Origin of the sequence: Rhodospira trueperi, assembly GCF_900101965.1 — a bacterium.
In the GTDB taxonomy this organism is placed as follows: Bacteria; Pseudomonadota; Alphaproteobacteria; order Rhodospirillales; family Rhodospirillaceae; genus Rhodospira; species Rhodospira trueperi.
Window position 1 is genome coordinate 171,558 of sequence record NZ_FNAP01000002.1, and the last position, 12,844, is coordinate 184,401.

General features: G+C 68.4%; 11 protein-coding genes. 5 read left to right on the forward strand and 6 right to left on the reverse strand.

Annotation, left to right across the window (positions count from 1 at the left end; all coding sequences use genetic code 11):
• Positions 1-166: 166 nt before the first annotated feature.
• The 6 genes from prfA to BLS85_RS04140 all read right to left on the reverse strand — a co-directional run bounded on the left by prfA (position 167) and on the right by BLS85_RS04140 (position 6,574).
• On the reverse strand, positions 167-1,228 hold the full coding sequence (gene prfA / locus BLS85_RS04115; RefSeq protein ID WP_092782565.1) for a peptide chain release factor 1: 1,062 nt from the start codon (positions 1,226-1,228) through the stop codon (positions 167-169).
• Positions 1,225-2,610, reverse strand: a complete 1,386-nt coding sequence (hemA, locus tag BLS85_RS04120) for a glutamyl-tRNA reductase (protein WP_245699067.1) — start codon at positions 2,608-2,610, stop codon at positions 1,225-1,227. Before hemA ends, prfA begins: the two co-directional genes overlap by 4 nt.
• Positions 2,607-3,851 (reverse strand): histidine--tRNA ligase, encoded by a 1,245-nt coding sequence (gene hisS / locus BLS85_RS04125; protein ID WP_092782568.1) that lies wholly within the window; start codon positions 3,849-3,851, stop codon positions 2,607-2,609. Before hisS ends, hemA begins: the two co-directional genes overlap by 4 nt.
• Before the next feature lie 211 nt (positions 3,852-4,062).
• Positions 4,063-4,674, reverse strand: coding sequence for a LysE family translocator (locus BLS85_RS04130; protein WP_176793357.1), 612 nt, complete (start codon positions 4,672-4,674; stop codon positions 4,063-4,065).
• A 38-nt stretch (positions 4,675-4,712) separates the two neighbouring features.
• Positions 4,713-5,324, reverse strand: coding sequence for a LysE family translocator (locus tag BLS85_RS04135; protein WP_092782571.1), 612 nt, complete (start codon positions 5,322-5,324; stop codon positions 4,713-4,715).
• A 185-nt stretch (positions 5,325-5,509) separates the two neighbouring features.
• A complete protein-coding gene (locus BLS85_RS04140) occupies positions 5,510-6,574 on the reverse strand; it encodes a LysR family transcriptional regulator (RefSeq protein WP_092782574.1) in 1,065 nt (354 codons plus the stop codon).
• Between the two features lie 183 nt (positions 6,575-6,757).
• Between BLS85_RS04140 and BLS85_RS04145 the strand changes: the two genes are divergently transcribed.
• From BLS85_RS04145 to BLS85_RS04165, 5 genes are all read left to right on the forward strand, one after another.
• Complete coding sequence (locus BLS85_RS04145) at positions 6,758-7,639, forward strand: ABC transporter permease (protein ID WP_092782577.1); 882 nt, start codon at positions 6,758-6,760, stop codon at positions 7,637-7,639.
• Positions 7,640-7,657: 18 nt separating this feature from the next.
• Positions 7,658-8,455: an ABC transporter permease gene (locus BLS85_RS04150; protein ID WP_092782580.1), complete on the forward strand. Its 798-nt coding sequence runs from the start codon at positions 7,658-7,660 to the stop codon at positions 8,453-8,455.
• Between the two features lie 54 nt (positions 8,456-8,509).
• Positions 8,510-9,664 (forward strand): extracellular solute-binding protein, encoded by a 1,155-nt coding sequence (locus BLS85_RS04155; protein ID WP_092782583.1) that lies wholly within the window; start codon positions 8,510-8,512, stop codon positions 9,662-9,664.
• Positions 9,665-10,111: 447 nt separating this feature from the next.
• Positions 10,112-11,245: an ABC transporter ATP-binding protein gene (locus tag BLS85_RS04160; RefSeq protein WP_092782586.1), complete on the forward strand. Its 1,134-nt coding sequence runs from the start codon at positions 10,112-10,114 to the stop codon at positions 11,243-11,245.
• Positions 11,246-11,394: 149 nt separating this feature from the next.
• On the forward strand, positions 11,395-12,825 hold the full coding sequence (locus BLS85_RS04165) for an aminotransferase family protein (protein WP_245699068.1): 1,431 nt from the start codon (positions 11,395-11,397) through the stop codon (positions 12,823-12,825).
• Positions 12,826-12,844: the final 19 nt, after the last annotated feature.

A 12,844-nucleotide genomic window follows, 5' to 3' on the forward strand; every position in this document is an offset into this window, starting at 1 on the left:
ACACGGAAAAGCACTGTTTTGTACGCCTACGGCCGTGCGACCCTGAACCACCTGTCTTCTGATGACAGCCAAGAATGTACGAAGCCTGTATATAATGTGGGCCAATGGCGGCCGGGTTCAAGCGTTCCGGTGCCATTTTAGTGACTTTGTTGCCGGTTGTTCCCCTTTACCCCATCTCCGCCAGCTTGGCCGCCTGGTCCTCGGCGATGAGGGGGTCGATGACGTCGTCCAGCGCCTCGCCGGTGATGACCTTGTCCAGGGTGTAGAGCGTCAGGTTGATGCGGTGATCGGTCACCCGGCCTTGCGGAAAATTATAGGTGCGGATGCGCTCCGAACGGTCGCCGGAGCCCACTTGGCTCTTGCGCGCGTCGGCGCGTTCCTGGTCGGCGGCGCGGCGCTGTTCGTCGTACATCTTGGCCAGCAGCATCTTCATCGCCTTGTCGCGGTTCTTGTGCTGGCTTTTCTCTTCCTGGCAGGCGGCGACGATGCCGGTGGGAATGTGGGTGATGCGCACCGCCGAGTCGGTGGTGTTGACGTGCTGGCCGCCGGCCCCCTGGGAGCGGTAGGTGTCGATGCGCAGATCCTTGTCCTCGACGTGGACGTCCACCGCCTGGGCCTCCGGCAGCACGGCGACGGTGGCGGCGGAGGTATGAATGCGCCCGCCGGCCTCGGTCACCGGCACGCGCTGCACCCGGTGGACGCCGCTTTCGTACTTCAGGCGGGCGAAGACGTTGCGGCCGGAGACGGTGGCGATGGCCTCCTTGAGGCCGCCGATGGGGGTGTCGGTGGCGTCCATCACCTCGAACCGCCAGCCCTGCGACGCGGCGTAGCGTTCGTACATGCGGAACAGTTCACCCGCGAACAGCGCCGCCTCGTCGCCGCCGGTGCCGGCGCGCACCTCCAGGATGGCGTTGCGCGCGTCGGCCTCGTCCCTGGGCAATAGCATCAGTTGGACCGCGCGTTCGCGCTCCGGCACCTCCTCGCGCAGTCGCCCGACCTCCTCCTCGGCCAGACCGCGCATCTCGGGATCGTCGAGCATCGCCTCGGCGTCCGCCAGATCGGCGCGGGCCTGGCGCAAGGCGCCGATGGCCTCCACCACCGGGGTCAGGTCGGACAGTTCCTTGGACAGGCGCGGGATGTCCTGGGCGTCCAGGTCGGAGCCCGACAGCAGCGCCCCCAGTTCCTCATGCCGCGAGACCACGCGGCTCAGTTTCTCGTCCAGGCTCATGATGGTTCGTCTTTTTTGTCTTGATCCTGAGGGTCCGACGCCGTTCGCGTCGCTCCGGGCGCCTCGGCGCCGGTGAGGCGGAACAGGCGGCGGGTGACGTTCTCGGCGTGGCGCAGGTTCTCCGGCGGGCCGGCGGTCAGGCGCCGCAGTTCCTCCGATGGGGTGTGCAGCAAACGGCCAATGAGCAGCCGAGTCGCCTTGCCGGCATCGTCGCCGGCCTCGGCCAGCACGCGGTTGCGCTCCTCCTCGAAGCGGGCGTGCAACTGGGTGATGACGGGCGCCGCCGCGCGTTCCACGCGGCCGGTGCGGAAGCGCCCTACCTCCTCGCGCACGATGCGCCACGCCGCCTCGGCCTCGGCCTCGCGGTGGGCGCGGCCTTCCATGGCGATGCCCTCCAGATCATCCAGATCGTACAGGAAGGCGTTGTCCACTTTGTTGACGGCCGGTTCCACGTCGCCCGGCACGGCCACGTCGGCGATGAACACCGGGCGGCGCCGCCGCCGCTTGGAGGACTGGCGCGCCGCGTCCTCGCCCAGGATGTGCTCGCGCCCGCCGAAGCACGAGATGACGATGTCGGCCGCCACCAGATCGTCGATCAGCGCCTCGTTGCTGCTGACGTGGGCGTTGAGGCGCCGGGCCACGGCCTCGGCACGGCTGCGCCGACGGGCGCGCACGATCAGGTGCTCCAGCCCGTGAGTCTGGAACGACTCGGCCAGAAGCTCGCCCATCTCGCCGGTGCCCAGCAACAACCCGGTGCGGCCGTTCAGATCGCCGTGCAGATCGCGCGCCACCTGCACCGCCGCCGATGCCACCGACACCGGCCCCTCGGCGATGTGGGTCTCCGAGCGCACCCGCTTGGCGCAGGCGAAGGCCGATTGCAGCAGGCGTTCCAGTTCGGCGCCCACCATGCCGGCGGCCCGCGCGGTGGAATAGCCGGCCTTGACCTGCCGCAGGACATGCGGCTCGCCGATCACCTGACTGTCGAGCGAGGCGGCGACCGCGAAACAGTGCCGGGCGGCGTCGGCGCCGCGCAGCACGTAGCCCTGGCCGCGCAACACCGACGGCGTGACGTCGCCCTGTTCGGCCAGCGCGACCAGGGCGACTTCGGCCGTGGCCTCGGCGACGTCGACCTCCGGGGCCTGGGCGATCACCTCCACCCGGTCGCAGGTGGACAAGACCACCGCCTGGGTCAGACCGGCGGATCGCAGGCGCTCCAGGAAGGCGGGCACGGCCTCGTCCTCCAGTGTCACCCGGTCGCGCAGGCCCATCGAACTGGAATGGTGGTTGGCGCCCACGATGATCAGTGCGCCCAGGGTGTCCGGGGCGTCCTCCCTGCCATCGTCCCCGGGGCCGTCGGGGCTGTCGCCGCCGGGTGTCGTCACCGGAACCGGTCCAGCGCCCTCTCCACCGCGTTAAGGCGAACCCGCGTCTGCTCGCCGCTGTCCAGGTCGCGCACCGTGGCCTCGCCGGCCGCCAGTTCCTCGTCGCCCAGGATCACGGCGGCGCGGGCGTTCACCTTGTTGGCCCGTTTCATGCGCTTGCCCATGTTGCCGGAGTAGCCGAGATCGACCGCGAAGCCGGCGCGGCGCAGGCGGTCGGTCAGGGGCAGGGCCAGCGCGTCCGCCTCGGCGCCGGCCGGCACCATGGCGATGGGGCGCGGCGCCGGCGGCGGATCGGTCATCAGCATGGACAGGCGCTCGACCCCGGCGGCCCAGCCGACGCCGGGCGTGGGCGGCCCGCCCATCTGCTTGACCAGCCCGTCATAGCGCCCGCCGGCCAAGACGGTCCCCTGGGCGCCCAGCGCGGTGGTGGTGAATTCGAACGCGGTGTGGGTGTAGTAATCGAGGCCCCGCACCAACCGGGGGCTGATCTCGACCGGAATGTTCAGCGCCGAAAGCCCGTCGCGCACGCGGGCGAAGAAGTCCCGCGAGGTGTCGTTCAGGTGATCGGCGAGAATCGGCGCGTCGGCCACCACGGCGCGGTCGCCCTCGTCCTTGGAATCGAGGATGCGCATGGGGTTGCGCTCCAGCCGGGCGAGGCTGTCCTCGGACAGTTCGCCCTGACGGCCCTTCAGGTAGGCCACCAGCGCCTCGCGGTAGACGGCGCGGCTCTCCAGGTCGCCCAGGGTGTTCACCTCGACGGTGACGGTGCCGCCCAGGCCCAGCGCCTCCAGGATATGATAGCCGCAGGTGATGACCTCGACGTCGGCGGCCGGTCCCTCGACCCCCAGGATCTCGATGCCGACCTGATGGAACTGCCGCTGGCGGCCCTTCTGCGGGCGCTCGTAGCGGAACATGGGGCCGCGATAGAACGCCTTGACCGGCACCTGCTGGGCCAGCCCGCCGGAGATGAAGGCGCGCACGATGGCCGCCGTGCCCTCGGGCCGCAGGGTCAGGCTTTCGCCGCCCCGGTCCTCGAAGGTGTACATCTCCTTGGTGACGATGTCGGAGGTGTCGCCGAGCGTGCGCTTGAACACCTCGGTGAACTCGAAGATGGGCGTGACGATCTCGCCGAAGCCGAAGCGGCGCGCGACGTCGAACGCGCGCTGCTCCACCGCGCGGTGGGCGCGGGCGGCATCGGGCAGAAGGTCGTGGGTCCCGCGCACGGGTTGCAAGGCGGCCATGGGGTCCTTCGGGTGCCAGGGGACGGGAGACAGGCACCGGGGACCGGCCCGGCCCATGATGCCGCCTCCGTCATATTCAGGCCGGACCCGTTTTGCAACGGTGGGAGGGACCCGGCATCCCGATCCCCTTGAAGAAAGCGCCTGGTCCGTGGTGGCCGAAGCGGCCGTCGTGCACCGCCTAGACTCGCGGTCGCGATGCCGACGGCCTCGGTCATGCGGCCCTTTCCGATCGAGCGAGGAGAACGGCCGCGCTACCCATAACACCCGCTGCGGTCCGGTTGATCATCCGTCGCCTGAAAGGTGTCAGGGCATACCCACCCACTAGCGACCCGGCAGTCACCCAAATGAGTGCTGCAAATCCCTCCGCTACAATATATAGACCCCCGAGAATGAAAAGCTGCGGCAAGATTGTTTCGGCTTCATTGACAAACTGGGGCAGGAACGCCGTCAGCAAGAGATACGCCTTCGGATTTCCCAAAAGGGTAAAAAACTCGCGCCGCATCAACATCGAGGCATCCGGTGCTGCGACGTCGGAAGCGGTATCGGCTCTCCAGAAACGCCACGCCAGAAACACCAGATAGCCGACGCCCATCCATTTCAGGGCGACGAAGGCCATCTCTGACGTCCGCAGCACGACATCCAGCCCCAGCGAGGCCAGCACGACCAATACCGCCCATGCGGCAAGCCGTCCCATGACTCCCTTCGCGGTCGGCCGCCATCCGGCTTTGGTTGCCGACACAAAAGCGAGCAGGTTATTCGCACCGGGTGACGCGCCGAGTAAAAGGGCCGCAGGCACAAAGATGAGCACGTGTTCGGTCGTCACGGCGTTCCCCCGTCCCCGCGTTCCAGTGTGCGTGAGCCCTACCGGTCCGCCAGCGCCAGCCGCAGCCCCAGCAGCCCGAACGCCCCGGCGAAGCCGCGCCGCATCCAGCGCATCACGGAGGGGCGGGAGATGACGTGCCGGCGCGTGGCCGAGGCGAACGCGCCGTAGCCGACGAAGACGATGAACGTCAGCAGCATGAACACCGCCGCCAGCCCGAGCATCATCAGGGTGGGCGCGGCGGTTTCCGCCGGCACGAACTGCGGCAGGAAGGCCAGAAAGAACAGCGACAGCTTCGGGTTCAGGATGTTCAGCAGGAACCCGTTGAGCACGATGCGGCCGGGCGGGGCCGGGGCGTGCTCGCCCTTGACCTCCAGCGCGCCGCCGTCCCTCAGCACGCTCCACGCCATGTACAGCAGGTAGCAGACGCCGAGATACTTGATCACCAGAAAGGCCAGCGCGCTGGTGTGCAGCAGGGCGGCCAGCCCGGCGATGCTGGCGGCGATGTGCGGCAGGATTCCGAATGTGCAGCCGAGCGCCGCCCAGACGCTGGCGCGCCAGCCCCGGCCCAGCCCATAGGCGAGGGTGTACAGCACGCCGGTGCCCGGCAGCAGGATGACGACCATCGAGGTGACGAGGAATTCGGGGCTCATGGGAGGGGCTTCCTTGGTTTCCGTGTCGGTGGGGAACGCGACGGCCGCATCACCCCGCCCGAAGCGTCCCCTTTTCAGGCGATCGCATGCCGGTCTCTTGTGCCCGGTCCGGGCGGGTTTTGAAAGCGCCACGGTGGCACGGCACAGGAAAACCGCAGGACCGGCGACGCCCCTCCGGCGCGGCGTCAGGCCGACCCCTCCATTCCCTCCGGATACACGAACGGGTCGTCCCCTGCTTCCTCCACCCGCGCCACCAACAGATCGACGAAGGTCCGCTCCGCCTGGGACAGCGTGGTGCGCGGGTTGGTGACCAGGAAGATGTCCACCGCTGGCGGCCCGCCGGGTGGCGGCGCGTCATCCTCCGGCGGCAGCCGCCACAGCAGGCCGTCGGCCACGTCTCGCGCCACGGCGTGGATCGGCAGCGCCCCGATGCCCAGCCCGGCGACGATCATGCGGCGCACCTCTTCCAGGTTGGCGGCGGTGCCGACGATGCGCCCGGTCAGTCCGTGGTGAACCCGCAACAGGCTGACGGCCCGCAGGGCATCCTGGGGACTGTCGGTGACGAAGGACACGAAGGTTTCTTCGGCCAGATCGGCCATGGTCAGGTCGCGGCGGCCGAACAGGCGGTGCCGGGGGCCGCAGAAGACTCCGAAGTGCTCCCGGAACAGAATTCGATAGCTCAGTTGCGGATGCGGCCGGGCGACGAGGCAGATACCCGCGCTGGCCTGCCGCGACAGCACGGTCTGCACCACGGCGCTGGAGCGGGCGATGTCGATCTCCAGGGTCACCAGGGGGTGGCGCTGGTGATAGTCCGCCAGCGCCTCGTCGAGCGGCGGGAAGGTCACATGGCTGGCCATGGCGAGGCGGATGTGCCCGCTCAGGTCCGCCTCGGCGTCCGTCATCAGGTGACCCAGCCGGCCGATGGCGCCGCAGATGTCGCGGCACTCGTCGAACAGCACCCGGCCCTGGTCGGTCAGTTCGAAGCGGCCCGGGGCGCGGTCGATGAGCCGTTGTCCGAGCCGATCCTCCAGCCGCTTCAGCGCGTTGCTGACGCTGGGCTGGCGCAGCAGAAGGCGGTTGGCGGCCCGGGTGATGGAGCCTTCCTCGACGATCACCATGAAGGTGTGCAGCAGGTTCCAATCGAAGTCCCGCCGGGCCAGTGCCGGCACGGCGGCATCCGGCGCGACGTCATCCCGGCCTGCATCCGGCACGGTGCCCGGAAGACCTCCGCCGTCGTTCGCGTCGATCATCGCCCCCTCCCTCCGGACACCATAGCAACGGACTATACCATTCATTATTGCAATCTATTTGCGCTATGTCCATTCCCGGGGCGTGATGGACCGAACGTTCCGGTCGGACATTCGCCGGCCGGGCTCCGCGTCGTGACCCAACACGGGCGGATGGGGGGTTCACCACAGGCGGGAGGCGCAGCGATGTCCGCGTCCGGCTCCCTGGCCACCGGCTTCGACCGGCGGCCCTGGCTGTTGCTGTCACCGGCGCTGGTGTCGGTGGCCCTGCTGCTGGTCGTACCGGCGATGTTCATCGTCGTCTATTCGTTCTGGCTGCGCACGGCCACCGGCGCCGATCAGGTCACGTTCTCGCTGGACAATTGGCGGGAGGTCCTGACCGATCCCTTCTACCGGGACATCCTGATCCAGACCCTGCGCATCGCCGCCATCTCCACCATCACCTGCGCGCTGGTCGGATACATCCCCGCCTACTACATCGCCTACGCCCCGACGCGGCACAAAACGCTGCTGCTGGTGCTGCTGATGCTGCCGTTCTGGGTCAGTTACATCATCCGCACCATGTCATGGATCAACATCCTGGGGGTGTCCGGCGCGGTGAACGGCGTGATGTTGTGGGCCGGGATCATCGATGAGCCGATCCAGATGCTCTACAACGAGGTCACGGTGGTCCTCGGCCTGGTGCATTTCCTGCTGCCGTTCATGATCCTGAACATCTACGTCAGCCTGGATGGCATCGACCGCAGCCTGACCGACGCCGCGCGCTCGCTGGGCTGCACCGGCTGGCAGGCGTTCCGCGAGGTCACCCTGCCGCTGTCGGTGCCGGGGCTGGCCGCCGGCTCGCTGCTGTGCTTCGTGCTGGGGGCCGGCACCTACATCACGCCGATGGTGCTGGGCGGGCCGGGTGACGCCATGTTCGCCAATCTGGTGTTCGAGGCCATCGTCACCCAACTCGACTGGCCGCTGGGCTCGGCGCTGTCGCTGCTGCTGCTGGCGCTGTTGAGCGCCCTGGTCCTGGTCTACAGCCGGTTTCTGGGCATCGACCAGATCGCCAAGAGCTTCCGCTAGGGACGGGGAGGAGACGTCATGAGCCTCGCCTGGACCGCCATCCGCTTCGGAACCCTGCTGGTCTACCTGTTCATGTTCGCGCCGGTCGCGGTGGTGATGCTGCTGTCGTTCAACGCCAACCAGTTCGGCAGCTTCCCCATGGAGGGGCTGTCGCTGCGTTGGTTCGTGGCGCTGATCGAGAACGACGCCATCGTGCGCGCCTTCCAGACCTCGCTGGTGCTGGGGGCGCTGACCAGTGTGATCTCGACCACCATGGGGGTGCTCGCCGCGCTGGCCATGGTGCGCTACGACTTCCCGGGCAAGCGGCTGATCTCGACCGCCCTGATCGCGCCGATTCTGGTGCCGGAAGTGGTGCTGGCCGTGGCCCTGCTGCTGTTCCTGCGGGCGTTGGACGTGCCGCGAAGCTTTTTCCTGCTGCTGATGGGCCACGTCATCTTCACCTTGCCGTTTGTCGTGCTGGTGGTGCAGGCGCGGCTGGTGGGCATCCGCCGCGACTATGAGGAGGCCGCGCTCAGCCTGGGCGCCAATGCCTTTCAGACCTTCCGCGAGATTACGCTGCCCCTGATGCTGCCGGCGGTGCTGGCCGGCATGCTGTTCTCGTTCACGATTTCGTTCGACGACATCACCGGCACGCTGTTCTGGAAGCCCGGCGGGGTGGAGACGGTGCCGACCCAGATCTTCGCCATGCTGCGCAACTCGATCAGTCCGGAGATCAACGCGCTCGGCACGGTGATGGTGGTGTTCACGGTGGCCCTGCCGCTGTTGGGGGCGGCGCTGGCGCGGCGGGTGTCGGCGCGCATGACGACAGGGCGGTGACGCCACGCCGGTCCATCGTCGGGACACAGGTTTCACAACAGGGAGAGTTGACCCATGGATCAGACCAAACGCCTCGAACGCCTTCTGGAGCGCTACCGCAACGGCGACATCGACCGCCGGAGCTTTCTCGGCCTGCTGGGCGCGGCCGGGTTGGGCGCCGGTCTCGCCGGTGGTCCCATGACCCTGCTGGCGCGGCAGGCCCGCGCCGCCGATCCGGACCAGGTGCGGTTCGACGGCTGGGGCGGCGTCGTCTCCGAGGCCTTCCGTGAGCACGCCTTCGAGCCCTACACCGAAAAGACCGGCATCCCGGTGGTGGACGGCACCTTCGGCGGCGCCGACGAATACCTCGCCCGCGTCAAGGCCAGCCAGCCCGGCGAGTTCAACATCGCCCACCTGTCGGGCGTGTTCGACTACGCGCGCTATCACGGCCTGGAGCTGTCCACGACCCTGAACGAGGACAACATTCCCAACCTGAAGCTGGTGATCGAGGCCCTGATGAATGCCTTCCGCCCGATCACCGGCGGGGCGCTGTCGGCCGTGCCCTACGATTACGGCACCACCGGCATTGCCTATAACCGCAAGCACGTCAGCGACGACGAGGCCAAGGCCCAGGGCGCGGCGCTGCTGGTCAACCCGGACTTCAAAGGCAAGATCGGCGGCTGGGGCGAGTGGAAGACCCGCATCTGGTACGCCGCATTGCAGACCGGCCAGAACCCCAACGGGATCGAAGACATGGACGCCGTCTGGGACAAGCTGCGCGAACACCGCGACCTGCTGCTGAAATACTGGGGCTCCGGCGCCGAGCTGATGAGCCTGCTGGCCGAGGAAGAAATCTACGTCACAGAGGCGTGGTCCGGCCGCGTCAAGGCGCTGCAGGAGCAGGGCCACGACATCGGCTATCTGGATCCGCCGGGCGGTCTGGCGTGGCAGGAATGCCTGTTCGTCATCAAGGGCAGCCCGATGGAGGCCTGCGAGGAACTGCTGAACTTCATGCTGGAGCCGGCGGTGTCCATCGCCGTCGCCGAGGGCCAGAACTACCCGCCGGCGCTCGACCCGACCAAGGTGGACCTGGGCGAGGTGGTTCCGACCCTGCCGGCGTTCGACCCGACGGGCACGCTGGAGTCGCTGAACTTCTTCGATCCGACGTACTGGAACACCAACGAGCAGGAGTGGTCCAAGACCTTCGGCCGCGTGCAGAAGGGGCGCTAAGTCCGATTTCCAGGGCGGGGCGGCGGCTGTCCTGCGGCCAGCCGCCGTCCAACGCAAGGCGGGGTGCGCCTGCGGCGCGAACCCAATACCCCGGCACCAGGTGGGACGGATGATGATCCGGCAGCATCACGTTGCAAGAACGCATCGGCTGCGTATGCAGGTCGGTGGAGTCCGCGTAGGGCGGATTCGGCCCGCGAAAGCGGGCCAATCCGCCGACGGCGGGTTGCGCCTGCGGCGCGAACCCGCCCTACGGGCTTCGCATTTCGTCAATCGTGCATTCACCCGATTGCCCTGGGTGAACCCCCGTCCGGTGTTGACGGTGCCAGACCGGTTGTTCGGGGCGGCGGCTGTCCTGCGGCCAGCCGCCCTAGCCCTATTCCTTAGGGCGGGTGGCCGAAGGACACCCGCCGTCCAACGCAAGAACAAGCGACCAACGGACCCTCGCCCATGACCGATGCCAGCACCACCGCGAACGCCGTCGAGCTTGAGGCCGTCGAGAAGCGCTTCGGCGCCTTCGTGGCCGTGCAGAAGACCGATCTGGCCGTGCCCGAGGGCTCATTCGTCACCCTGCTCGGCCCGTCCGGCTGCGGCAAGACCACGACCCTGCGCATGATCGCCGGCCTGCTCGACCCCACCGAGGGCGACATCCGCGTCAAGGGCCGCTCGGTCACGTCGGTCCCCATTCACAAACGCAACCTGGGCCTCGTGTTCCAGAACTACGCCCTGTTCCCGCATAAGAGCGTGTTCGACAACGTCGCCTTCGGCCTGAAGTATCGCGACGTGCCCAAGGCCGAGGTCACCAAGCGGGTGCGCGAGGCGCTGGCCCTGGTGCAGTTGCCGCACGTCGAGGACCGGCGGCCGATCCAGCTTTCGGGTGGCCAGCAACAGCGCATCGCGCTGGCCCGGGCCATCGTCATCCAGCCGGATGTGTTGTTGCTCGATGAACCCCTGTCGGCCCTGGACGCCAACCTCCGCGAGGAAATGCGGGTCGAACTGAAACGCATTCAGCGCGAACTGGGCATCGCCACCGTGTTCGTCACCCACGACCAGTCCGAGGCGCTGGCGATGTCGGATTCCCTGGTGGTCATGAACCAGGGCTGGATCGAGCAGATTGGCCCGCCGGACCTTGTCTATAACGAGCCGGCCAGCCAGTTCGTCGCCGATTTTCTGGGGCATTCGAACATTCTGCCGGGCCGCGTGGCCGGCGAGGAGGGCGGTTTCGTCAAGGTCATCACGGACGCCGGGGCCACCATCCTGTGCCACACCCGCGACCGCGCCGGCCGGCCGGAGGGCGAGCGGGTGCGGCTGGTGCTGCGCGCCGAGCGGCTGCTGCTGGGCGAGTCGCATGATCCGGCGCCCGGCCACAGCCTGATGCGCGCCCGCGTGCGCACCGTGGACTACCTGGGCCAGAGCGCCCGCTACTTCCTGACCACCATCGGCGACGACGGCGATCCGGGCGCGGGCGTCGATCTCCAGGCCATCAACCCCATCGACCGCGCACCGTTCCCGGAGGGCGCCGAGGTCTGGATCCGCGTGCGCGGCGACGACTGCGTGCTGCTGGACGGGGATTCGGACGCATGAGGCGGACGGGGATGCACGAGACCATGACGCAGCGGCTCACGCGGGCCGTGAGTGAGGAGACGCAGTGGCCTCCATGGGGGCGGCCCGGCCGGCCGTCGCGACGCTGACGGCGCACCGCCCCGTCCCGCCCCAACCTGTGAGGTTCCGCCATGGAACACGTTTCGACCGCGCCATCTCCGGTGCCGGAAGCTCCGCCGGACTACGCCCCCGCCGTGCCCGACATGGACGCCGGCCCGGCCCGTTCGCACCTGTTCTATCAGTCGCGCCACCGCCGGCCCCTGCTCGACCGCGCCAAGGGCGTCCACATGTGGGACGTCGCCGGCAAACGGTATCTGGACGGCTCCTCCGGCGCCATGGTCAGCAACATCGGCCATTCCGATCCGGTGGTGCTGGAGGCCATGCGGGCGCAGATGGAAAAGTCCACCTTCGGCTACCGGCTGCATTTCGAGAACGCGCCGGCCGAACACCTCGCCCGGTTGGTGGCCGAGTTGAGCCCGGAGGGCATGGACCGCGTGTTCTTCGTCTCCGGCGGGTCGGAGGCGGTGGAAAGCTGCCTGAAGCTGGCGCGCCAGTACGCCCTGGCCATCGGCGAGGCGACGCGGTTCAAGGTGATCTCGCGCTATCCCAGCTACCACGGCGCCACGCTGGGCGCGCTGGCCCTGACCGGCTACACCACCATGACGGCGCCGTTCGCGCCCATGATGCACGAGATGCCGAAGATTCCGGCGCCCACCTGCTACCTGGACCGCGACGGCCTGACGATGGAGGAGCGCGGGCGCCGCTACGCCGACATGCTGGAGGCCGAAATCCTGCGACAGGGACCGGAGACCGTGCTGGCCTTCATTATGGAGCCGGTCGGCGGGGCCTCGACCGGAGCGCTGGTGGCGCCCGACAGCTACTATCCGCGCATCCGCGAGATTTGCGATTACTACGGCGTGCTGCTGATCCACGACGAGGTGATGACCGGGGCCGGGCGCACCGGGCGGTTTCTGGCCAGCGAGCACTGGGACCTGAAGCCGGATCTGATGGCGCTGTCCAAGGGCTTCGCCGCCGGCTACGCGCCGCTGGGCGCCATGGTGGCCTCCGATAAAATGGTCGAGGCGGTGATGGAACACGGCGGCTTCATCCACGGCTACACCTATGCCGGCAACCCGCTGGCCTGCGCCGCCGGTCTGGCGGTGCTGCGCGAGACGGTGCGCCGCGACCTGCCCGGCAACGCGGCCCACATCGGGGATCTGTTGAAGGCCCGGTTGGAAGGGCTGAAGGAGCGCTTCGCCTTCATCGGCGACGTGCGGGGCAAAGGCCTGCTGCTGGCGGTGGAACTGGTGGCCGACCGCGACACCATGGACCCACTGCCGCCGGAGAACATGGCGGCGGCGCGGCTGGTGGACCTCGCCTATGACCGGGGGCTCATCATCTACTGGCGCCGCACCCGGGGCGGTTATGTCGGCGACCACGTCATGGTCTGCCCGCCGCTGATCCTGACAGAACCGGAGATCGAGGAAATCATGGGACCGCTGGAGGAGTCGCTGGCGGTGCTGGAACGGGAGCTCGGGTTCGCGGGGGGCGGCACCCTCTGAACCCTCCCCTTCGTCGGGG